The organism is Jannaschia formosa, from assembly GCF_003340555.1.
GTDB lineage: Bacteria > Pseudomonadota > Alphaproteobacteria > Rhodobacterales > Rhodobacteraceae > Jannaschia > Jannaschia formosa.
This window is the reverse complement of the sequence record NZ_QPLJ01000001.1, coordinates 1-23,822: the sequence shown is the minus strand read 5'-3', so window position 1 is coordinate 23,822 and position 23,822 is coordinate 1. Positions and strand designations below refer to the sequence as shown.

The 23,822-nt window shown below is 70.3% G+C and carries 29 protein-coding genes and 3 pseudogenes; 16 read left to right on the top strand and 16 right to left on the bottom strand.

The window, feature by feature from the left end:
- Window positions 1-4: 4 nt before the first annotated feature.
- The 8 genes from DR046_RS00145 to DR046_RS00110 all read right to left on the bottom strand — a co-directional run bounded on the left by DR046_RS00145 (window position 5) and on the right by DR046_RS00110 (window position 5,583).
- On the bottom strand, window positions 5-550 hold the full coding sequence (locus DR046_RS00145; RefSeq protein WP_245190737.1) for a rhomboid family intramembrane serine protease: 546 nt from the start codon (window positions 548-550) through the stop codon (window positions 5-7).
- A gap of 8 nt (window positions 551-558) precedes the next feature.
- The gene (locus DR046_RS00140) at window positions 559-1,434 is read right to left on the bottom strand and encodes a metal ABC transporter substrate-binding protein (RefSeq protein WP_115378741.1); all 876 of its coding nucleotides are present in this window, start codon (window positions 1,432-1,434) and stop codon (window positions 559-561) included.
- Window positions 1,434-1,769: a hypothetical protein gene (locus tag DR046_RS00135; protein ID WP_135227230.1), complete on the bottom strand. Its 336-nt coding sequence runs from the start codon at window positions 1,767-1,769 to the stop codon at window positions 1,434-1,436. Before DR046_RS00135 ends, DR046_RS00140 begins: the two co-directional genes overlap by 1 nt.
- Window positions 1,766-2,524 carry a DUF4198 domain-containing protein gene (locus tag DR046_RS00130; protein WP_115378736.1) on the bottom strand — a complete coding sequence of 253 codons (759 nt, stop codon included), beginning with the start codon at window positions 2,522-2,524 and terminating at the stop codon, window positions 1,766-1,768. The genes DR046_RS00135 and DR046_RS00130 overlap by 4 nt, the downstream gene beginning before the upstream one ends.
- A gap of 10 nt (window positions 2,525-2,534) precedes the next feature.
- Entirely contained in the window at window positions 2,535-3,692 is a 1,158-nt protein-coding gene (locus tag DR046_RS00125) for an ABC transporter permease (RefSeq protein WP_115378734.1), read from the bottom strand.
- Window positions 3,689-4,348 carry an ABC transporter ATP-binding protein gene (locus tag DR046_RS00120; protein WP_115378732.1) on the bottom strand — a complete coding sequence of 220 codons (660 nt, stop codon included), beginning with the start codon at window positions 4,346-4,348 and terminating at the stop codon, window positions 3,689-3,691. The genes DR046_RS00125 and DR046_RS00120 overlap by 4 nt, the downstream gene beginning before the upstream one ends.
- Window positions 4,345-4,962, bottom strand: coding sequence for a hypothetical protein (locus tag DR046_RS00115; protein WP_115378730.1), 618 nt, complete (start codon window positions 4,960-4,962; stop codon window positions 4,345-4,347). The genes DR046_RS00120 and DR046_RS00115 overlap by 4 nt, the downstream gene beginning before the upstream one ends.
- 87 nt (window positions 4,963-5,049) lie before the next feature.
- The gene (locus DR046_RS00110) at window positions 5,050-5,583 is read right to left on the bottom strand and encodes an EF-hand domain-containing protein (protein WP_167766807.1); all 534 of its coding nucleotides are present in this window, start codon (window positions 5,581-5,583) and stop codon (window positions 5,050-5,052) included.
- A 219-nt stretch (window positions 5,584-5,802) separates the two neighbouring features.
- Here DR046_RS00110 and DR046_RS00105 point away from each other — a divergent pair, with 219 nt between their 5' ends.
- From DR046_RS00105 to DR046_RS00055, 11 genes are all read left to right on the top strand, one after another.
- Entirely contained in the window at window positions 5,803-6,549 is a 747-nt protein-coding gene (locus DR046_RS00105; protein ID WP_115378726.1) for a response regulator, read from the top strand.
- Window positions 6,546-7,850, top strand: coding sequence for a sensor histidine kinase (locus tag DR046_RS00100; protein WP_167766806.1), 1,305 nt, complete (start codon window positions 6,546-6,548; stop codon window positions 7,848-7,850). The genes DR046_RS00105 and DR046_RS00100 overlap by 4 nt, the downstream gene beginning before the upstream one ends.
- Before the next feature lie 182 nt (window positions 7,851-8,032).
- The gene (locus tag DR046_RS00095) at window positions 8,033-10,330 is read left to right on the top strand and encodes a bifunctional salicylyl-CoA 5-hydroxylase/oxidoreductase (RefSeq protein ID WP_115378722.1); all 2,298 of its coding nucleotides are present in this window, start codon (window positions 8,033-8,035) and stop codon (window positions 10,328-10,330) included.
- The gene (locus DR046_RS00090; protein WP_115378720.1) at window positions 10,327-11,085 is read left to right on the top strand and encodes an SDR family NAD(P)-dependent oxidoreductase; all 759 of its coding nucleotides are present in this window, start codon (window positions 10,327-10,329) and stop codon (window positions 11,083-11,085) included. The genes DR046_RS00095 and DR046_RS00090 overlap by 4 nt, the downstream gene beginning before the upstream one ends.
- On the top strand, window positions 11,082-11,567 hold the full coding sequence (locus DR046_RS00085; RefSeq protein ID WP_115378718.1) for a MarR family winged helix-turn-helix transcriptional regulator: 486 nt from the start codon (window positions 11,082-11,084) through the stop codon (window positions 11,565-11,567). The genes DR046_RS00090 and DR046_RS00085 overlap by 4 nt, the downstream gene beginning before the upstream one ends.
- The gene (locus DR046_RS00080; RefSeq protein ID WP_115378716.1) at window positions 11,560-12,360 is read left to right on the top strand and encodes an enoyl-CoA hydratase family protein; all 801 of its coding nucleotides are present in this window, start codon (window positions 11,560-11,562) and stop codon (window positions 12,358-12,360) included. The genes DR046_RS00085 and DR046_RS00080 overlap by 8 nt, the downstream gene beginning before the upstream one ends.
- Entirely contained in the window at window positions 12,360-13,517 is a 1,158-nt protein-coding gene (locus DR046_RS00075; protein ID WP_115378714.1) for an acyl-CoA dehydrogenase family protein, read from the top strand. Before DR046_RS00080 ends, DR046_RS00075 begins: the two co-directional genes overlap by 1 nt.
- Window position 13,518: 1 nt before the next feature.
- Window positions 13,519-15,138 (top strand): AMP-binding protein, encoded by a 1,620-nt coding sequence (locus DR046_RS00070; protein ID WP_115378712.1) that lies wholly within the window; start codon window positions 13,519-13,521, stop codon window positions 15,136-15,138.
- Complete coding sequence (locus DR046_RS00065) at window positions 15,135-15,974, top strand: tryptophan 2,3-dioxygenase (RefSeq protein ID WP_115378710.1); 840 nt, start codon at window positions 15,135-15,137, stop codon at window positions 15,972-15,974. The genes DR046_RS00070 and DR046_RS00065 overlap by 4 nt, the downstream gene beginning before the upstream one ends.
- 52 nt (window positions 15,975-16,026) lie before the next feature.
- Window positions 16,027-16,425 carry an acyl-CoA thioesterase gene (locus DR046_RS00060; protein ID WP_209313526.1) on the top strand — a complete coding sequence of 133 codons (399 nt, stop codon included), beginning with the start codon at window positions 16,027-16,029 and terminating at the stop codon, window positions 16,423-16,425.
- A complete protein-coding gene (locus DR046_RS00055; protein WP_115378708.1) occupies window positions 16,422-16,817 on the top strand; it encodes a RidA family protein in 396 nt (131 codons plus the stop codon). The genes DR046_RS00060 and DR046_RS00055 overlap by 4 nt, the downstream gene beginning before the upstream one ends.
- A 203-nt stretch (window positions 16,818-17,020) precedes the next feature.
- Here DR046_RS00055 and DR046_RS00050 read toward each other — a convergent pair whose 3' ends face one another.
- From DR046_RS00050 to DR046_RS23175, 5 genes are all read right to left on the bottom strand, one after another.
- Complete coding sequence (locus tag DR046_RS00050) at window positions 17,021-17,875, bottom strand: MBL fold metallo-hydrolase (protein WP_115378706.1); 855 nt, start codon at window positions 17,873-17,875, stop codon at window positions 17,021-17,023.
- 15 nt (window positions 17,876-17,890) lie between these two features.
- Complete coding sequence (locus tag DR046_RS00045; RefSeq protein WP_306418016.1) at window positions 17,891-18,784, bottom strand: alpha/beta fold hydrolase; 894 nt, start codon at window positions 18,782-18,784, stop codon at window positions 17,891-17,893.
- Between the two features lie 208 nt (window positions 18,785-18,992).
- Window positions 18,993-19,148, bottom strand: coding sequence for a hypothetical protein (locus DR046_RS23430; protein ID WP_167766804.1), 156 nt, complete (start codon window positions 19,146-19,148; stop codon window positions 18,993-18,995).
- A gap of 519 nt (window positions 19,149-19,667) precedes the next feature.
- A complete protein-coding gene (locus DR046_RS00040; RefSeq protein WP_115378704.1) occupies window positions 19,668-20,627 on the bottom strand; it encodes a TniB family NTP-binding protein in 960 nt (319 codons plus the stop codon).
- Window positions 20,628-20,630: 3 nt separating this feature from the next.
- Entirely contained in the window at window positions 20,631-20,849 is a 219-nt protein-coding gene (locus tag DR046_RS23175; protein ID WP_135227229.1) for a hypothetical protein, read from the bottom strand.
- A 229-nt stretch (window positions 20,850-21,078) separates the two neighbouring features.
- On the opposite strand from DR046_RS23175, the gene DR046_RS00035 reads away from it, so the two are divergent.
- The 3 genes from DR046_RS00035 to DR046_RS00025 all read left to right on the top strand — a co-directional run bounded on the left by DR046_RS00035 (window position 21,079) and on the right by DR046_RS00025 (window position 22,169).
- Window positions 21,079-21,435: a hypothetical protein gene (locus DR046_RS00035; protein WP_115378702.1), complete on the top strand. Its 357-nt coding sequence runs from the start codon at window positions 21,079-21,081 to the stop codon at window positions 21,433-21,435.
- A 201-nt stretch (window positions 21,436-21,636) separates the two neighbouring features.
- A complete protein-coding gene (locus DR046_RS00030) occupies window positions 21,637-21,873 on the top strand; it encodes a type II toxin-antitoxin system CcdA family antitoxin (protein WP_115378700.1) in 237 nt (78 codons plus the stop codon).
- A gap of 2 nt (window positions 21,874-21,875) precedes the next feature.
- A complete protein-coding gene (locus DR046_RS00025; RefSeq protein ID WP_115378698.1) occupies window positions 21,876-22,169 on the top strand; it encodes a CcdB family protein in 294 nt (97 codons plus the stop codon).
- 132 nt (window positions 22,170-22,301) lie between these two features.
- Here DR046_RS00025 and DR046_RS24785 read toward each other — a convergent pair whose 3' ends face one another.
- A complete protein-coding gene (locus tag DR046_RS24785; protein ID WP_245190736.1) occupies window positions 22,302-22,523 on the bottom strand; it encodes a UvrD-helicase domain-containing protein in 222 nt (73 codons plus the stop codon).
- Between the two features lie 59 nt (window positions 22,524-22,582).
- Window positions 22,583-22,683, bottom strand: a pseudogene (locus tag DR046_RS24780) (transposase); the annotation flags it as partial.
- Between the two features lie 242 nt (window positions 22,684-22,925).
- Between DR046_RS24780 and DR046_RS00015 the strand changes: the two are divergent.
- The gene (locus DR046_RS00015) at window positions 22,926-23,246 is read left to right on the top strand and encodes a hypothetical protein (RefSeq protein WP_115378694.1); all 321 of its coding nucleotides are present in this window, start codon (window positions 22,926-22,928) and stop codon (window positions 23,244-23,246) included.
- Window positions 23,247-23,573: 327 nt separating this feature from the next.
- A pseudogene (locus tag DR046_RS00010) lies at window positions 23,574-23,705 on the top strand (transposase); the annotation flags it as partial.
- On the opposite strand, the pseudogene DR046_RS00005 reads toward DR046_RS00010, so the two are convergent.
- Window positions 23,701-23,822: pseudogene (locus DR046_RS00005) on the bottom strand (IS5/IS1182 family transposase); the annotation flags it as partial. The pseudogenes DR046_RS00010 and DR046_RS00005 overlap by 5 nt on opposite strands.

Genomic DNA, 23,822 nt, shown 5'->3' with positions numbered 1-23,822 from the left:
AGGTTCAGTCGCTGCCGCGGGTCAACCCGGCGGCGGCGACGCCTGCCAGGGCGCCGAACAGATGTGCCTCCCAACTGATCCCGGCCCGGCCGGGCAGCACGCCCCAGAGCATCCCGCCATAGGCCAGCGCGACCCCGACCGCGACGACGAGGGGGAGTGGCCTGCGTTCGACCACGCCGCGCGCCAGCAGGAAGCCCAGCCATCCGAAGATCAGCCCCGAGGCGCCAATGTGGATCGCCGCATTGCCCAGCAGCCAGACGCCGAGGCCCCCCAGCCCCACGATCACCGCCGTCGCCCGCAGCGCGACCCGCCGCGCGGTGGCGGCGAGAACACCGCCCAGCACGAGGAGGGGCGCCGAGTTGGCGGCGGCGTGGGCCAGCGAGCCGTGGAGCAGGGGCATGAACAGGATGCCGTCGAGCCCCGAGACGGACCGGGGCAGCAGCCCGAACCGGAAGTTGAGCGCATAGCCGGTCACGAGGTTCACCGCCTGCACCGCCCAGACCACGGCCAGCAGGGCGAGCGGCCATCGCAGGCTGTGCAGCAGCGACACGCGCGGCCTCAGTTCGCGGTCGCCGCGACCGCTTCGGCCAGCGCGTCGATGCCGCCCGCAAGGGCCGAGACGAAGTCCCCCTCCGCCGGCGGCACGATCAACGACGGCAGCACGGCCTGGGCGAGCCCCAGCCGGGCCACGGCGGCGCGGGCTTCCTCGGGCGGCACGGCCTCCCAGATCAGCAGGCGTGCGCCGGTCTCGGCGGCCCGCGCCTCCAGCTCGGCGAGCTGGTCGGGCGTGGGCGCCGCGCCCGCCTCCCAGTTCAGCGGCGTGACGTCGAAGCCGTAGGCGCGGCCGAAATAGGCGTAGCGCGGGTGGCTCGCGATCGCGGGGACCGGGTCGCCCTCGACCAGCGCCTCCGCGGCGGCGTCGATCTCCGCCAGGTCCGCCTGCAGGCCGGCCAGCGCGGTCTCGACATCGGCGTCGGGCAGGGCGCGCTCCAGTGCGGCGGCCAGCGCCTCGGCCTGCCGCGCGGCGAGGTCGAGGTCCAGCCAGGTCTCGGGCGCGACGCCCTCGTGGCTGTGGCTGCCCTCGGCGCCGTGGCTGTGGGTGATGGTCTCGGTCGCGATCAATTCCTCGGTCAGACCGCGCCCGGTCTCCACGGTGCGCGCGCGGGGCAGGGCGGCGCGGGTGGTCCAGTCCGACAGACCCGAGCCGTTCAGCACGATCAGGTCGGCGCCCTGGATCTCGACGATCTCGGCCAGTCCCGGCCGCCAGGAGGTGGGGTCGCGCCCCTCGGGCACGGCCAGCCGCACCTCCGCCGCGCTGCCGGCGAGCCTCCCGGCGAAATAGGCCATCGGATAGCTGTCGGCGACGATCACGGGCCGGTCCTGCGCCATCGCGGGCGCGGCCAGCAGCGCCAGCGCGGCGAGCGCGGTGCGCATCAGGAGCCGCCGCCGAGGTCGGCGGGGGTCAGCAGCCAGTAGCCCTCGTGGTCGTCGTCCGTCCTGACGGTGATCGACAGGCCCCCGGCCGCGGCCTCCCGGTCGAGCGGGAAGCGCGCCGTGCCATCCTCGTCCAGCTCGTAGGTGGCGAGCAGCGTGCCGGAGGCGTCCTCGACCCGGACCTCGCCCGCCACGGGGACGCGGCCGGTCGAGAACCTGGCCTCGACCAGGACCGTCCCGCCGTCCTCGACCGACGCGAAGACGTTGACGCGATGCGCGAGCGCGGGTGCGGCGAGCGCGAGGGACAGCAGGGCGGCGAGCGCGATCCGGATCATTGCGCCGCCCATTCCTCGAAGCGAACCCAGATCACGGCACCCAGTTCCACCGCCTTTGCCGCGCCGACCTTGTCCATCGTCTCGGGCGCGGTGTTGAGCGCGGCGAAGCCCCACCAGCCGGGCGCGGGGGCGGCATAGGTGAAGACGCCGTTCCCGTCGGCCTTGATCGTCTGGGTGATCATCAGCTCGGACGGGGCGGCGGCCTGCTGGCCCTCGTTGTAGAACTCCACCTCGACCTCGGCGAAAGGCACCGGCTCGCCCTCCAGATGCACGACCCCCTGGAAGACGTTGCCGGCCCAGAGGCCGAAGGGCTTGGTCAGCGGCACGATCTCGGTGCGAAGGCCCAGCTCCGCGTCCCAGCCCTCGTCGTCGCCATAGGCGGAGACGTAGGTCTTGGTGAAATGCTGGATGAAGGCGTCCTCGGCCGGCTCCCAATAGGGGACGGGGGTCATGGCGAAGACATGGGTGCCGGGGCGCTCCAGATCGTGGGTCATCGTATAGCCCGGCTCGCCCATGACGGTCGCCTCGGTCAGGTCGCCCAGCAGGTCGGACGTCTCGCCGTCATGGGTGACGGTGAAGGCCTCGGGCCGCTCCAGCACCATGCCGTCCTCCTCGAACGGGTGCGAGAAGGAGACGGTCAGGTCCACCGAGCGCCCTTCCTCCTGCGAGAGCATCGGGTCGGAGGGGATGATCATCCCGTAATGCGCGGCCGCGGGCGAGGCGGCGAGAAGCGCGGCGAAAACGAGACGGGACATGGACTCTCCTTCAGGAACCGAGGGCGATGAGGCGTGCGGCGATGGTAGGCGCGTGGGATTGCAAGGCAATGACGAGCGGCGCCGCAAGCAGCGCCGCGGCCAGCAGCACCAGCCCGATCTCGGCCAGCGCCAGCCGCGCGATCGTGCCGCGCCCGGCGCCCAGCGCGAAGGCGGTGCGCATCTCGGGCGCGCGCAGCCGCCAGGTGAGGAACAGCGCGAGCCCCAGCGCCAGCGCCGCGGCCGCGCCCACGACCAGCGTCACCGCGTCGACAAGCGCCGCGATCCGCAGCAGGCGCGCCACCAGCGCATCGATCACGTCGGCGGGGACGACGGCCTGCACCGGGCCTTCGGCGTCGAGGTAGCGCCCGCGCAGGATCGTGGCCGAGCGCTCGTCATGGGGCACGACCATGACCGCGGTGACGGGATAGGTCGCGGGATCGCCGTGGAAGTGGAAGCTGTCGATGTTGGCTTCGGTGATCCGGGCGTATTGCACGACGCGGGCCGCGGCGGCGGCGGCGTCCTCGCCCTCGGCCAGGATGTCGTCATGGCCGTGGCCGATGCCCGCGATGACCCAGGCGGTCTTGATGTCGGTGAAGACGGCCTCGTCGTCGGGCGTGCCGGTCGGGGCCAGCACGCCCACGACGGTCATCTCCAGCGGGTAGGCGCCGTCGAGATCGAACAGGTTCTCCGGGTTCGACAGCACCGTGTCGCCCGGGCCGAGCCGCAGGCGCGCGGCGGCAGAGGCGCCCAGCACCGCCTCGCCCAGCAGCGCGAAGGGCCGGCCCTCGGCCGCCTCCAGCCCGCGCAGGTCGAAATAGTCGAGCGTCGTGCCCACGATCCGGGCCTCGCCCGTGGTGAAGGCGGTGTAGAGCGGCACCGGGATGCCGAGCCCCGAATCCCAGACCGCCTCGGAGGCGGCCAAGGTCGCGGGCTCTGGCAGGTCGTCGGTGAAATAGGCCCCGGCCATCACGAGGTCGAGTCGGCTGCCCCGCGTGCCGAGCAGAAGCGGCGTCGCCTCGGCCCGCGCGGCGAGCGCCGCCTCGCCCTGCGCCAGCAGCGCCCGCGTCAGGACCGGCACCGCCAGCACCAGCGCGGCCGCCACCACCAGCACCAGCGTGCGCGCCCAGTGGAAGCGCAGGTTCGCCGCGGCGAGATAGAGCGCGTTCATGCCGCCTGCCTCAGCTCGGCGAAGTCGATGACCCGGTCGAAGCGCGGCAGAAGCTCGTGATCGTGGGTCACGCAGAGCAGCGCCGCCCCCGTGTCCGTGGCCTGCGCAAAGAGCAGGTCCAGCGCCGCCGCCTTGTTGGCGGGGTCGAGATTGCCGGTCGCCTCGTCGGCGAGGATGACCTTGGGCCGTGTGACGAGCGCACGGGCGATGGCGACGCGCTGCCGCTCGCCCTGGCTCAGTTCGGCGGGGCGGCGTCGCGTCTTCCCGCCCAGCCCGAAATCGGCGAGCAGCGCGCGGGCCCTGTCCCGCGCCGCCCGGTCCAGCCGCAGCCCCGCCCCGACGCGGTACGGGTAGAGCACGTTCTCCTCGGCGTTGAGATAGTCGACCAGCGCGAATTCCTGGAAGACGAACCCGATCGAGGCGGCGCGCAGGCGGCGGCGGGCACGGTCGGGCAGGGCGCCGATCTCGGTCCCGTCCAGCGTCACCCGGCCCCGGTCCGGCACGGCAATACCCGAGACGAGGTTCAGGAGCGTCGTCTTGCCTGCGCCCGACGGGCCGACCACGGCCACCCTCTCCCGCGCGGCGACGTCGAGCGCGGGCAGGTCCAGCGCGAAGCCGGACCCGTAGGCGAAGCGCAACTCGCGGATGGAGATCATTCGGGCGGCGCCCCGGGATCCGCCCCGTCCTCGGCAAGGGTGGTCAGCGTCCCGGCCTCGCTCCGGTCGACCTCGGTCAGCCGGAAGCCGGTCAGCCGCCAGGCGCCGCCGGCGGGCGCGACGGTCAGCTCTGCGGCATAGGCATTGCCGCGCATGTGGGTGTGCTCCGCATGGCCGACCTCGCCCAGGACGGCCCAGCGGATATCGGCGGCCATCGCGCCGTCGGCCATGCGCCAGGTGCCGCCGGTCAGTTCCAGCTCGTGGACCTGCTGGTCCGGCAGCCCCCCGGTGGCGAGCGCGCCCGCCCGTTCGAGATAGAGCTGCTCCAGCGCATCGCCCGCCGCGACCGAGGCGAGGCCGTCGTAGATCGCCCCCTCCTCGGTCTCGGCGAAGGCGTCGTAGACGGCGGTCAGGATGGCGACGGTGACGCCGTAGCCCTCGCCGCGCAGGCCGTCCGCGTCGACGGGCGCGGCGAGGCCCGGCGCGGGCAGGGCCGGCGCTTCGGCCGGACGCGAAAGCCACAGCGCCGCGCCGCCGGCGAGCATGGCGGCGGCGGCGAGCCCGGCAAGGACGGGCGCGGGCCGCCGCGGGGCCGGAGTGCTGTCTGAGGTCATCGACGGCATCCTAGAGCGCCCGCCGCGCGCAGCAATCCCGCGCGACACACGATCGCGTCACGCGGGAGCCGTCTGCCGCAGCGCGGATCAGTTCCCGCCGCGGCGGCCGTCCTGCGGCGACAGCGCGTCGTCGCCGTCCCGGTCCATCCGCTCGACCATGCGGCCGAAGCGGTCGTCGATCTCCTCGCCGGTGATCGTGCCCGAGCCGTCCTCGTCCAGCCGCTGGAACGCGTCGACCATGCGCGGGCGCATCCGCTCGAAGAAGATCGGCGCGAATTCCTCCAGCGTCAGCGCCCCGTCGCCATCGCCGTCGGCGCCCTCCAGCTGCGTGTCGAGGAAGGCGTCGATCTCGGCCTGCGTCACGGCGCCGTCGCCATCGGCGTCGATCTCCTCGAAGAGTTGCATGCCGTCCATCGGCCCGAACTGCCCGAAGCCGCCGCCCCGGCGGTGATGGCCGCCATGCTCGCCGCGTTCGCCGCGGAAATGCGCCGGCATCGGGCGCGCGGACTGGGCGGCCTCGGCGCCCGGGACCGGGTCGGGCGCGCCCTGGGCATGGGCCAGCATCGCGCCGCCTCCGGCGAGCAGGGCGGTCAGGACGAGGGATCTGGTAAGCGTGTTCATGGCTGTCTCCGGTGCTGTCATGGTCTCCGGTCGGCGTCCCTGCCGGACCGGTCGGACCCTGGAACCGGGGTGCCACGACGCGACAGTTCGGGCGAGCGCGCCCTTGTCGCCATCCGTCCCCGCAGGTGCGGGCTGACACATCCTGCGACAAACCCGTGCCCCCGGCGGCTTCGCGCCCCGCGTTCCAGCGCGTAAGGAGGGGCGAGACGAGGACCCGCCATGACCCCGAGCGCTGCCGACAAGGCCCCACCCGAGACCGGCCCCCACCTGCTGCTGGTCGACGACGCCCGCGACATCCGCGACCCGCTGGCGCGCTACCTGCGCGGCCACGGGATGCGGGTAACGGCGGCGGCCGACGCGGCGCAGGCCCGCGCCGCGGTCGAGACCGGCGCGATCCACCTCGCGCTGGTGGACATCATGATGCCGGGCGAGGACGGGCTCTCGCTGACCCGCTGGCTGGCCGGCCGGGGCGGCCCGCCGGTCATCCTGCTGACCGCCATGGCCGAGGAGGCGGACCGCATCCTCGGTCTGGAGCTCGGCGCCGACGACTACGTGGTGAAGCCCTTTTCGCCGCGCGAGCTGCTGGCCCGCATCCGCACCGTCCTGCGCCGCGCGCCCCCCGCCGCGCCCGCCCTGCCCGCGGGGCGGCGGAGGGTCGCGGGCTGGACCTTCGACCCGGCGACGCGCGAGGCGATCCACGACGACGGCCGGCGGGCCGTCCTGACCTCGCGCGAGGCGCGGCTGATGGCGGTCTTCCTCGACCACCCGCGCGAGGTCCTGTCGCGCGCGCGGCTGCTGGACGTCACGCAGGGGCGCGGGGCCAAACCCTACGACCGCGCTGTCGACAATGCCGTCGCCCGCCTGCGTCGCAAGCTGGAGGACGACCCTGCGCAGCCGCGCCTTCTGGTGACCGAATGGGGCGGCGGCTACGCGCTCGCCGCCGACGTCGCGGAGGGGGACGCGTGAGGCGCCTGCTGCCCGACCGGCTCGCCACACGATTTGCGCTCCTGCTGACGGCGGCGCTGGTCGCGGCGAACGTCGTCGCGCTCGGCCTTCTGTGGCTTGAGCGAACCCGCATCGAGGGGCGCGCCCGCGCCGAGACGGCGCTGGTCCGGCTGCTGGCCGTCGCCCCGCTGATGGACGGGGCCGGCCCCGCCGAGCGGGAGCGGCTCGCCGAGGGCCTGTCGCGCCGCGACGTCCGCGCGTCCTATGCCACGTCCCCGGCGGTGGCGGCGGGCGAGGACGGGCGCGAGGCCCGGCGTCTGCGTGCCCGTCTGGAAGAGGCGCTGGAGGGCCGTGTCATGCGACTGGCCTTCGGGCCGGAGCGCGGCCGGCTCGCCGTCTCGGTCGGGCTGGAGAACCCGCCCGGCTGGCTCAACGCGACGCTTAGGCAGGGTCCGCCCCGGCGCCGGGGCGCGGCCTGGCCGGTGCTTCTGCTGCTGGGTCTCAGCCTCGTTGCCAGCCTGACGGTCGGGCTGATCTTCACCCGCCAGCTGACCCGCCCGCTGGCCGCTTTGGCAGGCGCGGCGCGCGCCGCAGGACGCGGCGACCGGGCTGCCCGCGTGCCCGAGACGGGTGCGCGCGAGCTGCGCGAGGCGGCCGCCGCCTTCAACGAGATGCAGGGCCGCATCGCCCGCTTCGAGGCCGAGCGCATGCGCCTTCTGGCCGCGCTGGGCCACGATCTGCGCACGCCGATCACCAGCCTGCGGATCCGCGCCGAGATGCTGGAGGATCGCGGTGGGGATATCGGCGCCGAGGCCGCCGCGATGGGCGAGACGCTGAAGGAGATGGAGGTCATGGCCGCGGGCCTCTTGTCCTACGCCCGCGGCGAGGGGGAGGGCGAGGCGACCGGCCCGCTGGAGCTCGCCCCCTGGGTGGAAAGGCTGGCGCGGGAGCGGGGGGCGACGCTCGGCCCCTGTGCGCCGGTCACGGTGCGGGCGCGTCCCGTCGCGCTGTCGCGCGCAGTGGGCAACCTCGTGGACAACGCGCTGCGCTATGGCGGGGGCGCGACCGTCGGTCTCGCCCGGGAGGGCGCCGAGGCGGTGATCTCCGTCGAGGATCGCGGCCCCGGGATCCCCGCTGAGCGGCTCGACGAGATGACCGAGCCGTTCCGCCGCGGCGACGCCTCGCGCAGCCAGCAGACCGGCGGCGCGGGGCTGGGCCTCGCCATCGCCCGCGCCGTCGCCGAGAGCCATGGCGGCCAGCTGCGCCTGTCGAACCGGACGGGCGGCGGGCTCCGGGCGGAGATCAGGCTGCCGGTGGCCTGAGCCACGGGCATGTCGGCCGGCCGCGCGGGAGGGCCGGGTGCAAGCCGGTGGACCTGCGCTCGCGACTCCCAACCGTGATTGGTTCAAGCCCTGAAATTTCAAACTTGAAATATCAGGCGTCCACGGCTAGCGTCGCCGCAGGCGCGATGCGCCCCGCCGGGACCTGGGAGGGAGTACTGCCGATGCGCATCGCATGTCTCGGGGGTGGGCCAGCCGGTCTCTATTTCGCGATCTCCATGAAGCTGCGCGACCCGTCCCACGAGGTCGTCGTGATCGAGCGCAACCGCGCCAACGACACGTTCGGCTGGGGCGTCGTGCTGAGCGACGACGCGCTCGACAACCTCCGCGACAACGATCCGGTCAGCGCCCAGGCGATCCGTGACCACTTCGCCTATTGGGACGACATCGCAGTGGTCCATGACGGGATGCGGACGGTCTCTGGCGGACACGGCTTCGCCGGGATCGGGCGCAGGCAGATGCTGATCCTCCTGCAGGAGAGGGCGCGCGAGCTGGGCGTCGACCTGCGCTTCGAGACCGAGTTCGAAAGCGCCGAGTCGATCCGCCGGGACTACGACCTGGTCGTCGCCGCCGACGGCATCAACTCGCGCGTGCGCGGCGAATATGCCGACCGGTTCCGCCCGGATATCGACATGCGGGAATGCAAGTTCGTCTGGCTCGGCACCCGCCAGAAATTCGGCGACGCCTTCACCTTCATCTTCGAGCGGACGGAGCACGGCTGGGTCTGGGCTCATGTCTACCAGTTCGACCCCGACACGGCGACCTTCATCGTGGAATGCCAGCAGGACACCTGGGACCGCTGGGGCTTTGCCGAGATGTCGAAGGAGGAGACGGTCGAGACCTGCCGCCGGATCTTCGCGGCGCATCTGGGCCCACACGAGCTGATGTCGAACGCGGCGCATCTGCGCGGCGCCGCGGTGTGGATGAACTTCCCGCGCGTCATCTGCGAGACCTGGCACCACGAGAACGTCGTGCTGATGGGCGATGCGGCGGCCACGGGGCATTTCTCGATCGGGTCGGGGACGCGCCTCGCCTTCGACAGCGCGATCTCGCTCGCGACATACCTGCACTCCGAGCCGACGCTGGAACGGGCCTTCGAACGCTACCAGGACGAGCGGCGGCTGGAGGTGCTGCGGCTGCAATCGGCGGCGCGGAACTCGCTCGAATGGTTCGAGCAGGTGGAGCGGTATCTCGACCTCGACCCGGTCCAGTTCACCTATGCGCTGCTGACCCGGTCGCAGCGCATCTCGCACGAGAACCTGCGGCTGCGTGATCCGGACTGGCTGGAAAGCGCGGAACGCTGGTTCCAGGAGCGTGCGGGCGTGACGTCGAACGATCCGCCGCGGGCGCCGATGTTCGCGCCGTTCCGGCTGCGCGACATGGAGCTGAAGAACCGCATCGTCGTCTCGCCCATGGCCCAGTACAAGGCGCGGGAGGGCTGCCCGACCGACTGGCACCTCGTCCATTACGGCGAGCGGGCCAAGGGCGGCGCCGGGCTGGTCTTCACCGAGATGACATGCGTCTCGCCCGAGGGGCGGATCACGCCGGGCTGTCCCGGGCTCTATGCGCCCGAGCACGAGGCGGCCTGGCGGCGCCTGACCGAGTTCGTGCACCGCGAGACCGACGCGAAGATCTGCTGCCAGATCGGGCATTCCGGGCGGAAGGGCTCCACCCGGCTCGGCTGGGAGGAGATGGACGCGCCGCTCGCCGAGGGCAACTGGGAGGTCATGTCGGCCTCCGCCATCGGCTGGAGCGACCGCAACCCGACCCCGCGGGAGATGACCGCCGAGGACATGGACCGCGTGCGCGACCAGTTCGTCGCCGCGGCGAGGATGGCGGAGCGCGCGGGGTTCGACATGATCGAGCTTCATGCCGCGCACGGCTATCTCGTCTCCTCCTTCATCTCGCCGGTCTCGAACCGGCGGACCGACGCCTTCGGCGGCAGCCTCGAGAACCGGATGCGCTGGCCGCGCGAGGTCTTCGCCGCGATGCGCGCCGCATGGCCCGCGCAGAAGCCGATGTCGGTGCGCATCTCTGCCAGTGACTGGCTCGACGGCGAGGGGGTGACCCCGGAAGAGGCGGTCGAGATCGCCCGCGCCTTCCAGGCCGAGGGCGCCGACATCATCGACGTGAGCGCGGGGCAGACGAGCACGGCGGCGCGGCCGGTCTATGGCCGGATGTTCCAGACGCCGTTCTCCGACCGCATCCGCAACGAGGCCGGCATCGCGACGATGGCGGTCGGGAACATCTACGAGGCCGATCACGCGAACTCCATCCTGATGGCCGGGCGCGCCGATCTGGTGGCCGTGGGCCGGCCGCATCTGACCGATCCCTACTGGACGCTGCGCGAGGCCGCGCGGATCGGCGACCGGCGCGCGCCGGACTGGCCGCTGCCCTACCTGCCGGGCCGCGACCAGGTCTGGCGGCTCGCCGACCGCGAGACCGAGGCGATCCGCGCATGAGCGTCGCGGGCCGCCATGTCGTCGTCACCGGCGGCGGAACCGGCGTCGGGCGGGCCATGACCGAGGCCTTCGCCGCGGCGGGCGCGACGGTCACGGCCATGGGCCGGCGGGACGGGCCCCTGCGCGAGGTGGCGGCCGGTCACGATGGCATCGGCTGGGCCACCTGCGACGTCACCGATCGCGCGGCCGTCGCCCGGGCCTTCGAGACGGCGCGGGAGGAGCGTGGGCCCGTCTCGGTCGTCGTCGCCAATGCCGGCGCGGCGGAGAGCATGCCCTTCGCCCGCCTTTCGCCCGAGCAGCTGAGCGCGATGCTGGCGGTCAACCTGGGCGGCGTCGTCAACGCCTGGCAGGCGGGCCTCGACGACATGACCGCTGCAGGCTGGGGCCGGCTGATCGCCGTGGCCTCGACCGCCGGGCTGAAGGGCTATGCCTATGTCACGGCCTATGCGGCGGCCAAGCATGCCGTGGTCGGGCTGACCCGCTCGCTGGCGCTGGAGCTGGGAGAGAGCGGCGTGACGGCCAACGCGCTCTGCCCCGGCTTCATCGAGACGCCGCTGCTCGACCGCTCCATCGCGACCATCACCGAGAAGACCGGCATGGACGCGGCGCAGGCCCGGGCCAGCCTGATGCGGGGCAACCCGCAGAAGCGCTTCATCCAGCCCGGAGAGGTGGCGGGCGCCGCGCTGTGGCTCTGCTCCGACAGCGCGGGGTCGGTCAACGGCCACGCGCTGGCGATCTCGGGGGGCGAAACATGACCTCCGGGCCAGCCCCGGCCGCGGGGCCGGAGCCCCTGTCGAAGTCGCGCCTGCGGCTCTGGCTCCGTCTGCTCAAGGCCTCGGGCCATATCGAGGAGGAGCTGCGCCGCCGCATGCGCGCCGAGCTCGGCACGACCCTGCCGCGCTTCGACGTCATGTCGGCCCTGTCCCGGGCGCCCGAGGGGCTGAAGATGAGCGAGATCTCCCGGTCCCTGCGGGTCTCGAACGGCAACATCACCGGGATCGTCGACAAGCTGGCCGAGGACGGCCTCGCGCTCCGCGTCGCGGTGCCCGGCGACCGGCGCGCGAACCTCGTCCGCCTGACCCCGAAGGGCAGGACGGTCTTCGCCGACCAGGCGCGGCGCCACGAGTCCTGGATCGACGGGATGCTGCGCGGGCTCGGCCCCGAGGACCTGTCCGGCATGATCCGCCATCTCGACCACCTGTCCCGAACCCTCGAGGAAAGCGATGCGAATGCGTAGCGACGTCACCCATTTCCGATGCCGCGTGGAAGACGGGATCGCGCATCTGTCGCTCGACCGGCCCGACCGGAAGAACCCGCTGACCTTCGACAGCTATGCCGAGCTGCGCGACTGGTTCCGCGACCTGCGCTATGCCGACGACGTGCGCGCCGTGGTCTTCGGGCCGAACGGCGGCAACTTCAGCTCCGGCGGGGACGTCCACGACATCATCGGCCCGCTGACCGGGATGACGATGAAGGAGCTTCTGGAGTTCACGCGGATGACCGGCGACCTGGTCAAGGCGATGATCGGTTGCGGCAAGCCCATCGTCGCGGCGGTCGAGGGCGTCTGCGCGGGTGCGGGCGCGATCATCGCGATGGCGTCGGATCTGCGGGTCGCGACGCCCGACACGAAGGTGGCGTTCCTGTTCAACAAGGTGGGGCTCGCGGGCTGCGACATGGGGGCCTGCGCGATCCTGCCCCGGATCATCGGGCAGGGCCGTGCGGCGGAACTGCTCTATCTCGGCCGGTCCATGAGCGCCGAGGAAGGCGCCGCCTGGGGCTTCTTCAACCGCGTCGTGCCGGCGGCGGAGCTGATGGACGCGGCGGGCGGCATCGCCGCGCGCATCGCCGCCGGACCGGGCTTCGCCAACATGATGACGAAGACCATGCTGGCGCAGGAATGGTCGATGGGGCTCGAGCAGGCGATCGAGGCCGAGGCGCAGGCCCAGGCGATCTGCATGCAGGGCAAGGACTTCCACCGCGCCTATCATGCCTTCGTCGCGCGCGAGAAACCCGTCTTCGAGGGCGACTGATGGCCGATCGCGCATTCCTCGACTGGCCCTTCTTCGCCCCGGGGCACCGGATCCTGGCCGAGGAGCTGGACGCCTGGGCCGCGGCGGCGGCGGGCGGGATCGACCATCGCGACACCGATGCCGCCTGCCGCGCCTGGGTGGCGGCGCTGGGGGAGGGTGGCTGGCTGCGCCACAGCGCGGCGGGGGAGGGCGAGGCGCTGGACGTGCGCAGCCTCTGCCTGATCCGCGAGACCCTGGCGCGCCACGACGGCCTGGGGGACTTCGCCTTCGCGATGCAGGGGCTCGGCGCCGGGGCGATCACGCTGTTCGGCACGCCGGAGCAGAAGGCCGAATGGCTGCCGCGCACACGGTCGGGGACGGCGATCTCGGCCTTCGCCCTGACCGAGCCGGGGTCCGGGTCGGACGTCGCCAGCTCGACCATGACGGCGGTCCGGGACGGCGATCACTACGTCCTCAACGGCGAGAAGACCTGGATCTCGAACGGCGGCATCGCCGACCTCTACACGCTCTTCGCCCGCACCGGCGAAGCGCCTGGGGCGAAGGGGCTGTCGGCCTTCCTCGTCACGCCTGACCTGCCCGGCTTCGAGGTCGCCGAGAGGCTCGAGACCATCGCGCCGCACCCGCTGGCGACGCTGCGCTTCTCGGACTGCCGGGTGCCCGCCCGGGCGATGCTGGGCGCGCCGGGGCAGGGGTTCCGCATCGCGATGTCGGTGCTCGACGTGTTCCGCGCCACGGTCGCGGCCGCGGCTCTCGGCTTCGCCCGCCGCGCCCTGGACGAGGCGCTGGCGCGGGTGACGACCCGCCGCGTGCAGGGCGCGCCGCTGATCGACCTGCAGATGGTGCAGGGCCACGTCGCCGACATGGCGCTGGAGGTCGACGCGGCGGCGCTGCTGACCTACCGCGCCGCCTGGGCCAAGGACATGGGCGCGGCGCGGGTCACGCGCGAGGCGGCGATGGCCAAGCTCTTCTCCACCGAGGCGGCGCAGCGGGTCATCGACACCGCCGTGCAGCTTCATGGCGGCGACGGCGTGAAGTCGGGCCAGCCGGTCGAGAGGCTCTATCGCGAGATCCGGGCGTTGCGGATCTACGAGGGCGCGTCCGACGTCCAGCGCGTCGTCATCGCCCGGCAGACGCAAGCGAATTTCGGAGGTTCCTGACATGCTGCGACCCTCGGCCCATGACGACACCTTCGCCCGGGACAACCTGCCGCCGAAGGACAGCTGGCCCGACCTCCTGCTCGAGGGATTCGACTATCCCGACCGGCTGAACGCCGCGGTCGAGTTGACGGACGCCATGGTGGCCAGGGGATTCGGCGACCACACGGCGCTGATCGGGAACGGCCGCCGGCGCACCTACAAGGAACTGGCCGACTGGACCAACCGCCTGGCCCATGCGCTGGTCGAGGATCTGGGCGTGCGGCCCGGCAACCGCGTGTTGATCCGCTCGGCCAACAACCCCGCGATGGTCGCCTGCTGGCTCGCCGCGACCAAGGCGGGGGCCGTCGTCGTCATGACCATGCCGATGCTGCGCGCCGCGGAGCTTGCGAAATACGTCGAGACGGCGCGGATCTCGCACGCGCTCTGCGACAGCCGCCTGATGGAGGAGATGACCCGCTGCGCCGAGCTCTGCGGCGGGCAGCTCCGGGTCGCCGCCTTCGACGGGACGCTGAACCACGACGCGGAGCTCGACCGCCTGGCGCTGGAGAAGCCGGTGCGGTTCGAAGCCGTCCGGACCGCCCAGGACGACGTCGCGCTGATCGGCTTCACCTCCGGGTCGACGGGCGAGCCGAAGGGCACGATGCATTTCCACCGCGACCTGCTCGTCATCGCCGACGGCTACGCCCGTGAGGTCCTGGCCATCACCCCCGACGACGTCTTCGTCGGCTCTCCGCCGCTGGCCTTCACCTTCGGGCTCGGCGGGCTCGCCATCTTCCCGCTCCGCTTCGGGGCGGCGGCGACGCTGCTGGAGACGGCATCGCCGCCCAACATGATCGAGATCATCGAGAAGTACCGCGCCACCGTCTGCTTCACGGCGCCCACCGCCTACCGCGCGATGATGCGGGCGATGGACGCGGGCGCGGACCTGTCGAGCCTGCGCGCCGCCGTCTCGGCGGGCGAGACGCTGCCGGGCCCGGTCTACGAGGAATGGACCGCCAGGACGGGCAGGCCGATGCTGGACGGGATCGGCGCCACCGAGATGCTGCACATCTTCGTCACCAACCGCTTCGACGACCATCGCCCCGCCTGCACCGGAAAGCCGGTCGGCGGATACGAGGCGAAGGTCATCGGCCCCGACGGGGCGGAGGTTCCGCGGGGCGAGCCGGGCCGGTTGGCCGTGCGCGGCCCGACCGGGTGCCGCTATCTCTTCGGGCACCGTCAGACGGACTATGTCGAAAACGGCTGGAACATCACCGGCGACACCTTCATGCAGGACGCGGACGGCTACTTCCACTTCCTCGCGCGCAACGACGACATGATCGTCAGCGCGGGCTACAACATCGCCGGTCCCGAGGTCGAGGCCGCCCTGCTGGCCCATGACGCGGTGGCCGAGTGCGCCGTCATCGGCGTGCCCGATGCCGAGCGCGGCCAGATCGTCCAGGCGCATGTCGTGCTGACCGCAGACGCGACCGCGGGCGAGGAGATGGCCCGGCGCCTGCAGGAGCACGTCAAGGCCACGATCGCGCCGTTCAAGTATCCGCGGTCGATCGTCTTCGCCGAGTCCCTGCCGAAGACGCAGACGGGCAAGATCCAGCGCTTCCGGCTGAGGACCGAAGCTTGAGCGGGCAGGCCTACGATCCGGGCGGCGAGGGCGCGCGGATGAGCTTCGACGGCGCCATGTCCTATGGCGACTACCTCCGCATCGACGCGCTCCTGTCTCTGCAGGTTCCCGTCAGCGATGCCCATGACGAGATGCTGTTCATCCTCCAGCACCAGACCAGCGAGCTGTGGATGAAGCTGGCGGTCCACGAGCTCGGCGCCGCGCGCGAGGCGCTGCTGGCGGGCCGGATGGCGCCGATGTTCAAGATGCTGGCCCGCGTCAGCCGCATCTTCGAGCAGCTCAACAATTCCTGGGACGTGCTGCGGACGATGACGCCCGCGGACTACACGCGGTTCCGCGACAGCCTGGGGCAGTCTTCGGGATTCCAGTCCTACCAGTATCGCATGATCGAGTTCATGCTCGGCAACCGCAACGCCAACATGCTGCGCCCCCACGACCACGTGCCTCCGGTCCGGGACTGGCTTGCGGCGGAACTGGCGCGGCCCAGCTTCTACGACGAGGCCGTCGCCCTCCTCTTCCGGGAGGTCCATGGCGGCACCGAGGCGATGCCCGCCCCCCTGCTCGACGCCCCGCACGAGGCCCGGTCCGAGATCCAGGAGGCCTGGCGGCGCGTCTACGAGGATGTCGACCGGTACTGGACGCTCTACGAGCTGGGCGAGAAGCTCGTCGACCTCGAGGATTATTTCCGCCGCTGGCGCTTCAACCACGTCACGACGGTCGAGCGGGTGATCGGGTTCAAGCGCGGCACGGGCGGCACGTCCGGGGTGCAGTATCTGCGCCGGATGCTGGGCGTGGAGCTGTTTCCCGAACTCTGGCACGTCAGGGGGGCGCTGTGAGGCGCACGCGTCACGGACGGCGTCGCGGCCCGTCACCGCGGAAGGTGCGGCGATGATATTCGAGGTCGATCAGAAGGTGCTCTTCAAGCATTGCGATCCGGCGGGGATCATGTTCTTCCCGCGCGCCTTCGAGATCGTGAACGACTGCGTGGAGCGGTTCTTCGACGATGCCGTCGGCTGGCCCTACGAGACGATCCACCCGGCGGCGAGCGTCCCCACGGTCGAGATCAGCACGCGCTTCGCCGCGCCCTCGCGGCATGGCGACCGGCTGAGGCTGCGCCTGACCGTGCTCCGCGTCGGCCGGACCTCGCTCACCTACCGGCTCGACGCGACCTGCGGCGGGGAGCTCCGGTTCGAGACCCGCGCGACGCTGGTCCATGTCGGCCCGGACGGGCGCCCGGCCCCCTGGCCGCAGAAGATCAGGACGAAACTGGAAGGGGAGGGACCATGACCCACCGGATGATACAGCCCGAAGGCTGGCTGCCCGCCAAGGGCTACTCGAACGGCGTCCTGACGCGGGACGGGACCCTGCATATCGGCGGCCAGATCGGCTGGGACGAGAACAAGCGCTTCGTCGCCACCGATTTCGTGGGCCAGATGCGGCAGGCCCTGCGGAACGTCGCCGACATCGTCGTGGCGGCAGGCGGGGGCGTCACCGACGTCACGCGCCTGACCTGGTTCGTGACCGACAAGAGGGAATACCTCGCCCGTCAGCCCGAGGTCGGCGCCGCCTACCGCGAGGTCTTCGGCAAGCATTTTCCGGCGATGTCGATGGTCGTCGTCGCCGGCCTGATCGAGGACGATGCGCTGGTCGAGATAGAGGCGACGGCGCATCTCGGGTGATCCCTCGGGCGCCGGGCGGCCAAGCCGCGTGGCCGCATCCAGGACCGGAGGCCGCTAAGCCGATGCGGCGGCACCCTGGATGACCCGGAGCGCAGGAGGATCGAGCCGGTTCGGACCGATCCCGCAGGGCTTCGCTCTCCGGCGCCCGGTTCCGGGCAGACCGATGCGTCGGAATCGTCCGACGCCGTGGCGCGGCCCCGAATCTACAGGTCGATCCGCAACCCGTCCCTGCCCACGAAGAGCGGACCGTGCCAGTGGCCCGCGACGGCCGCCTCCCAGTCCTTTTCGGTGTAGTCGGGATCGTCCGAGGGGATCAGGTGGTTCAGCGCCAGTCGCCGGACCCCGGCCCGCGTCGCCAGCGCCGCGGCGTCATGCGCGAAGCTGTGGGAGCGGAGCAGATGCGCCATCAGCTTCTCGCTCGCGTTCCCGACGCGCGCCACGAGGGCGGGCAGGGCGCTCTCCAGCATCGCCTCGTGGACCAGCAGGTCCGCGCCGCGGGCGAACTCCTCCAGCCCGTCCACGGGGGCGGTGTCGCCCGACAGGACGACATGGCTCCGGGTGCCGCGGAAGGACAGGGCGTAGCAGTCGACCAGCGGCGGATGCGCCACCCCCATTGCCGAGACGGAGAGGCCCTCGGCCTCCATCGCCTCGCCCGCCGCGATCACCCGGATCTCGGCCAGCTTGCGCAGGTCCGGGCGGCCCTCGTCCTCGATCCTGAGGTCGATATCGGCCTGCATCGACAGGCAGAAGTCCCGCCAATATTCCGCCAGACCCTCGGGTCCCCAGATCGTCACGGGCGCCTTCAGCCCGGCGGTCCAGGCGGTGTGCAGAAGCGGGCCGAGTTCCAGGTAGTGGTCCGAGTGCAGATGGGTGACGAAGATCGTCCTGAGCTCGGTCAGCGCCATGCCCTGATCGACCAGCCCGCGCGTCACGCCCAGCCCGCAATCGACGACGATCCGGCGCCCGTCGAGACAGACCAGTGTTGAGGTCGGCATCGACGATCCGGGCCGGATCGCGGGGCCGCCCTTGGTGCCCATCAGGGCGACGAAATCGGACATGCGGGGGGCCCGGGCCTAGCCGTCGGCGCGCGTGAAGAAGGCGCGCATCTCGTCGGCGATGGTCGCGGGATGCTCTTCGGTGAAGTAATGCGTCCCCGGCAGGGCGTGACCCGTCACCACCCGCGCCCGCCTGCGCCAGAGCGCCAGCGCGTCGAAGCAGCTCTCGATGACGCCCCGGTCGCCCCAGAGGACATGGACCGGCATCTCCAGCTTCGCCCCGCCATCGGCGTCGTCATGGGCGATGTCGATCGTGGCGGCGGCGCGGTAGTCCTCGCAGGTGGCGTGGATCGTCTCGGGCTTCTCGAAGGCCGACAGATATTCCTCCAGCGCGTCCGGGTGCCAGGGCGTGCCCCCCTTGGTCTGGCCGGTGCATTTCATCTGCCAGTAAGAACGGGGGTCGTGGCCGATCAGCGTCTCGGGCAGGGGCGCGGGCTGGATCAGGAAGTACCAGTGCCAGTAGGGCCGGGCGAAGGCGTCTCCGCCGGTGGCATACATCTCGCGGGTCGGCGCGATGTCGAGCAGGACCAAGTCCCGCACCCGCTCCGGATGGTCGAGCCCCAGCCGGTGCGCCACCCGCGCACCCCGGTCATGGGCGCCGACATGGGCGTCCTCGTAGCCGAAATGCGCGATCAGCTCGGCGATGTCGCCGGCCATCGCGCGCTTGGAATAGGGAAAATGGTCGTCCGCCGTCTCGGGCTTGTCGGAGCGGCCATAGCCCCGCAGGTCGGGGCAGATCAGGTGGAAGTCGTCGGCAAGCTCCGCCACGACGCCGTGCCACATCGCCGAGGTCTGGGGATAGCCGTGCAGCAGCACCAGCGGCGGCTTGCCGGGGGTGCCGCCGTGGCGCACGAAGAGGGCGATCTCGTCGAGCGCGATGCGCTCTTCGATGAAGCCGGGAAACAGGGTCATTGTAGGAACCCGGAGAAACCTGCCATTCCACATTCTTGAACCCCTTGTTTCGTTGACTCCGCGCTGAGCCCCGGCGGTACAAGCTGCCTTTAACCATAGGGTTATCTGCCATCGGGAAGTCAACAAAAATGCCGCCCGGAGGCGGCATTCCTGAGTTCGAGGTCTGGGGTTCGCCGAGGTATCGAAGACCTCAACCGGCATGCGGGGATCAGAACAGCTGTTCCATTTCCTGCTCGGCGTAGAGGCCTGGTGGCTCGCCGAACGGAATGCACTCCTCGGCAGAGATTATGGATCGCAGACCTGATGACCACCTTTTCAGCAGATCGAGGAGATCGACTAGCTGCTCCCCCTGCACGATCTCCACGTCGAGACCCCACTAGTCGGGCCGATCACGGCCCTGGCATCCGGACATGCCGGCGAGCACCATGAAGGCGGTTCGGAAGGGTGCTCCGGCGGCTTCGGCCCCGAGCAGTCTTCGCAGTTCCTCGTACTCGAAATACACCCCCGCCAGACCGTCCTCACCTTTCCGGCGGAACGCTGTCTCGAGATGGCCGTCGAGGAGAACCGCATGCCGGGACTCACGGTAAACTCGGACGAGAAGATGTCGCGCCGCAGTCCGTAGCACCGTTTCCCGACGCCCTCGACCGGGCGGACCGAGCGGATGTTGTTGCGATGGACCGCCGCCGGATCCTCGCCCGCGACATCGCACAGCCGGTCGACATGCGCGCTGCTGAGGAACGGTTGCACCTTTCCACTCGGGATCCTGAAGTCCTGGAGAAAGGGGATGAGCGACCCACCGGTGTGGAAGGCGGCCAGCCGACCAGCCCAGGACAGTGGGGTCTCGTCAGGATGAAAGGGAAGCCTGGGGTGAAGTCCGGGCATGTCAGCGACGCCTCCTGCGGGGCATGGGAAGGATTGGAGCGAAGGGATCGCTGTCGGGATCGATGCGATGCCAATCCGGCAGCAGGGAGACGTTGCGATCCGGCTCGCAGCCTTCCTTGAGGTCGTAGGCCTCTGCGAAGTGCTGGGTGGTCAGCACGGCGTCGCCTGACACGAGCGCCTGCTCGATCGCTTCGACGATAGTGGTGATCACGCGGCCGAACTGATGCCTCGCCCCGTGCGCAAGACGGTCGACGAGGTCGCTTTCGATCGCCGCCTCCAGTTCGACGAGGTCGCAGTACTCTTCGATCAGGCTCTCGAAGTTCTCCCGGTCATGCTCGACGGACACATCGGGGATCCGCACGGTCGAGAGCCGTCGCTTCACCTGTGGATCCGACCGGATCACCTGGTCGAGTGCTTCGGTACCCGTGAGAATCAGGACCACCGCGCCGTCGCCCTGCATGAGCGACTTCAGGGCTGGGAGGATGTTCTCGTTCTCGCGGCGAAAGAGGTCGTGCGCCTCGTCGATCCAAAGGACTGCGGTTCCGAGCGTCCGGACCCTGTGCCTGAATGCCTCCCAGCTTTCCCAACCAGCCCGACGTGTCGTCTCCATCTCGTAACCGCTGTCCACGAGCAACTGCTGGGCCATGCTCTTGTACGTCGCCCCACTGGGCACCGTGCTGGCGATATACGGGCGTGAGCCGTCCCCTTGCATCCGTAGTGCCGGGTGCCGGCTCAACGTGCGGTGAACAGTCCAGGTCTTGCCGCCTCCGGGCCCCGCGACGGCAAGGATCCCGCGCGTTTCACCGGTGGCGTCCAGAATGGGACGTGGGAGGGCATTGCCCTCCCCGTCGTGTTCCAACAGCCTGTCCAGGTGATACGAGAACTGCTGTTCCCATGGGGCCTGGACGTGTCGCTTGCGCAGGCGCGAAAGCTTCCGATTGACCTCGGCGAAGCTGGCCACGGCTCACTCCTCCTCGGTCTGGAAGCCACCACCGCGGAGCTTCCTGGAAGCCTGGGCGGGGATCGTCTTCGAGCCGCGGTCGATGACGGACCGGCCAGGACGGCCGTCGGGCGATGCCGCCGGCTTGCGCTCGCGGAAGGTCGTTCCGACCAGAAGCTTTTCCTCTTCCTGAGCGATCCGCTTTGGGGACCAAACCAGGAGACCATCTACGCGGCGATCCACGCCCAGCCGCGCGGGGGCTGGGAGGCAGCGACGATCGAGGCCCTGCGGCATCCAAAGCCTATGCGGCGCCCTACGCGCACGAGGCTGGCGCGCGCCTCCCTGGTCCCGGGACTGAACAGCTAGGTATCATCGACCGCCCCGAGGAGATCGAGGCGCGGCTGGAGCCGGGCCATCGGGAGGGCGACCTGATCAAGGGCGACTTCAACCGCTCGTCGGTGGGGTCCTCGCCTTGGAGGGGCGGGAACTCGATATCGAGAATGAACTCGAGGAGCCTCGCTACACGCTTGAGGATCTGCACGACGCGCTGAACACGTGCGAACGCAAGCTCAACTATTCGGAAGGGGAATGGGTGTCCTGTCGGACGGCGGATCCCCTCGCGGTGATCCCAGGCGACCCGCTCGGCAAGGGCGACGGAGCAGGGCTTGAGTTCGAGCGCGACGCGCGCTCCATCGGACCACCGCGGGACGCGCTCCACCGCACAATGGTCGCTTGGGGCAAGCGCGCGGGATACGACCTGCCTTGGGTCTGCGGGGCGGAAGCGCGGCGGGCGGCGGTGGAGGAAGAGGAGCCGGCGTCGGAAGGCTGAGTCCCTCAGCTCGCTCCTCGCCAGCTACAAGCGCGAGGATCCATTTGCCCGTCCCCACGCCATGCGCACGCCATGGAGCGCGTCCGACTTCCGTCGCTCACGTCCTGGATGCGTTCCACGCCGCCTGCCCCTGCCGAAGAACTCTTTGGTTTGCGCACCACATGCCGGATGTGTAGATAAGAACACATCCAGGAGTGCATCATGAACACCATCACGAAGAAGCGCGCCAATGTCTCGGTCTCCGGCGACCTCCTCGACGAGGCACGCGCCCTGGGTCTGAACATCTCCAGCGTGACGGAGAGGGCTCTCGATGTCGCGGTGCGCCAGGAGCGGGCCCGCCGGTGGCGGGAAGAGAATGCTGCCGCTCTCGCCGAGCGTCGGGATTGGATCGAAAGAAACGGGATGCCGCTCGCCGACCTTCAGGTAATGCGCGGCTGATCTTGCAGTTCGACGTCTACGAGATTTCACCGGGCCGGCTGGTGATGGTTGTCCAGGCCGATGCCGCCACTTTGCCATCCTGTGTGGTTGCGCCCCTGATCCCAATGGAGTCGGGACCTGCCAGGATCTCCATCCTCGAGCCATCGATCGAGATCGGCGGGGTCGAGTATTCCCTCCATGTCGGCGAACTCGCCGCCATCCCGGCCTCCCTGATCAGGGGAGTGCCCCTCGCACGATGCCCGGACCGGGAGTGGGAGATCCGCAAGGCCCTCGACTTTTTCCTTTCCGGCATCTGATCCGGGGACGGCGGCCAGATCGCCGATAGTTCCGGCGTTGTCGAGCAGATAAGCCTAAGCTATTGTATATTAAAAGTGATTAATGATTTGGCCAATGGCAAGATGTCGTTTCAGTCACTGGCTTACCCGGCTTTAGGCACCAACGCCTGCCGGAACCGAGCGCCAGTTGCGGTCGAGCGTTTCGAGCGCCTCCGGATGGGCCGCGGCCAATGCGCCCGACAGCCGCGCGTCGGCCCCGGTGAAAGCCATGACCGACTGCTTCGCATCGCCAACCAGGAGGACCCGCTGCGCCCCTTCGACGAGCCGCGCGAGCAAGGCGAACTGCACCGGGTTCGTATCCTGGAACTCGTCCACGACGACGCAGTCCAGCGCGTCGAAGACGCGGGGAACTCGCAGCGCCCGCTCGGCGGAGACGACATCCCGTGCTTGCGACCTAGCTCCGGCACCTTCGTCCCGCGTCCTGCTCGCGCAGCACCCCGATGATCCGTTCGTCACTGAACCTGCTTCGCTTCATATCCGGTCCCCTCATCTCAATCCGGATTCCAGCAGCTCGTGGAGGAGAGACAAGGGGACAGGTCACATCTATTCCGCAGAGACCATGACGACTCCCCTTGCCCGGACCTCGAAACGAAGCAATCTTCGCGGCGAGCGGCAGGCCAATCCTTCAGATCCCGGCACGAGACGCGGTGACGCGACGGGTTGATCGACCGTCCGGGCTCTACCTGATCGAACCCTTGCCAGTGAAATGAGATGAGAATGAAATACGCAAACGTCGCGGTCCTGACCGCGGCCCTGATTGCCCTGCCGATGGTGGCCGCCGCCGCGGCGTTCGATCTGGTGAACGAGAGCGGCTTCACCATCACCGAAGTCTATGCAGGCCCGTCCAACGAAAGCCGCTGGGGCGACAACATCCTGTCCGGTCAGATCCGGAGTGGAGAGGAAATGGTCGTCACGCTCGATACAGATGGCTATGGCTGTCTCTGGGACGTCATGTACGTCTTCTCGGACGGAGATCGGCTCGAAGAATACGACGTCGATATCTGCGAGATCGACGGCGACAGTTTCGTGATCGAGTAAACCGGCGGCAGGGGCGTCCGGGTCCGGGCGGACGACGGGGGCGATCGGGAGACGTCCCCGCCCTTCTCCTCCTCGTGCGGCACCGACCTCTGTCCGCCGCGCCGCGCCGCCCTCGAGATCGCATCCTCGACTATCCTGACGCGCCCGGTGCCGAATGAGCGGCATTGCGACTACGCGTCCAACGTTGAGTGGCAGGCCCGTCAAGACATTTGCTCCGGCCGGTTGGAGACCATGCCCAACATCCGCCGGCGACGGCCGTCTAGTCTGCTCTCCCCCAATAACTCCTCCATCTGATGCTAGAGTCCGGCTCAAGGAGAGGCCCGGACCATGAAGCGATCGAAGTTCACGGAAGAGCAGCTCATCGGCATCCTGCGCGAGCAGGACGCGGGGGCGAAGACGGCCGATCCGTGCCGCCGGCACGGGATCAGCAGCGCCACGTTCTACGCCTGGAAGGCTAGGCCGTGTTGACAAAACGTCGGATCCACAAGCGGATGCATGCGATGTCGACGAAGCCGAGGAAGCTGGTGGCGGTCTTGTCGTAGCGGATTGCCACGCGGCGACTGTTCTTGAGCTTCC

What these genes read in the sequence shown, in the direction of transcription:
- DR046_RS00125 (WP_115378734.1), bottom strand. Translation starts at nt 3,692, where the DNA reads ATGAACGCGCTCTATCTCGCCGCGGCGAACCTGCGCTTCCACTGGGCG.
- DR046_RS00080 (WP_115378716.1), top strand. Translation starts at nt 11,560, where the DNA reads ATGCGTAGCGACGTCACCCATTTCCGATGCCGCGTGGAAGACGGGATC.
- DR046_RS00115 (WP_115378730.1), bottom strand. Translation starts at nt 4,962, where the DNA reads ATGACCTCAGACAGCACTCCGGCCCCGCGGCGGCCCGCGCCCGTCCTT.
- DR046_RS00110 (WP_167766807.1), bottom strand. Translation starts at nt 5,583, where the DNA reads ATGAACACGCTTACCAGATCCCTCGTCCTGACCGCCCTGCTCGCCGGA.
- DR046_RS00015 (WP_115378694.1), top strand. Translation starts at nt 22,926, where the DNA reads ATGAAATACGCAAACGTCGCGGTCCTGACCGCGGCCCTGATTGCCCTG.
- DR046_RS00070 (WP_115378712.1), top strand. Translation starts at nt 13,519, where the DNA reads ATGCTGCGACCCTCGGCCCATGACGACACCTTCGCCCGGGACAACCTG.
- DR046_RS00050 (WP_115378706.1), bottom strand. Translation starts at nt 17,875, where the DNA reads ATGTCCGATTTCGTCGCCCTGATGGGCACCAAGGGCGGCCCCGCGATC.
- DR046_RS00090 (WP_115378720.1), top strand. Translation starts at nt 10,327, where the DNA reads ATGAGCGTCGCGGGCCGCCATGTCGTCGTCACCGGCGGCGGAACCGGC.
- DR046_RS00045 (WP_306418016.1), bottom strand. Translation starts at nt 18,784, where the DNA reads ATGACCCTGTTTCCCGGCTTCATCGAAGAGCGCATCGCGCTCGACGAG.
- DR046_RS00055 (WP_115378708.1), top strand. Translation starts at nt 16,422, where the DNA reads ATGACCCACCGGATGATACAGCCCGAAGGCTGGCTGCCCGCCAAGGGC.
- DR046_RS00085 (WP_115378718.1), top strand. Translation starts at nt 11,082, where the DNA reads ATGACCTCCGGGCCAGCCCCGGCCGCGGGGCCGGAGCCCCTGTCGAAG.
- DR046_RS00030 (WP_115378700.1), top strand. Translation starts at nt 21,637, where the DNA reads ATGAACACCATCACGAAGAAGCGCGCCAATGTCTCGGTCTCCGGCGAC.
- DR046_RS00135 (WP_135227230.1), bottom strand. Translation starts at nt 1,769, where the DNA reads ATGATCCGGATCGCGCTCGCCGCCCTGCTGTCCCTCGCGCTCGCCGCA.
- DR046_RS00140 (WP_115378741.1), bottom strand. Translation starts at nt 1,434, where the DNA reads ATGCGCACCGCGCTCGCCGCGCTGGCGCTGCTGGCCGCGCCCGCGATG.
- DR046_RS00060 (WP_209313526.1), top strand. Translation starts at nt 16,027, where the DNA reads ATGATATTCGAGGTCGATCAGAAGGTGCTCTTCAAGCATTGCGATCCG.
- DR046_RS00075 (WP_115378714.1), top strand. Translation starts at nt 12,360, where the DNA reads ATGGCCGATCGCGCATTCCTCGACTGGCCCTTCTTCGCCCCGGGGCAC.
- DR046_RS00105 (WP_115378726.1), top strand. Translation starts at nt 5,803, where the DNA reads ATGACCCCGAGCGCTGCCGACAAGGCCCCACCCGAGACCGGCCCCCAC.
- DR046_RS00130 (WP_115378736.1), bottom strand. Translation starts at nt 2,524, where the DNA reads ATGTCCCGTCTCGTTTTCGCCGCGCTTCTCGCCGCCTCGCCCGCGGCC.
- DR046_RS00095 (WP_115378722.1), top strand. Translation starts at nt 8,033, where the DNA reads ATGCGCATCGCATGTCTCGGGGGTGGGCCAGCCGGTCTCTATTTCGCG.
- DR046_RS00120 (WP_115378732.1), bottom strand. Translation starts at nt 4,348, where the DNA reads ATGATCTCCATCCGCGAGTTGCGCTTCGCCTACGGGTCCGGCTTCGCG.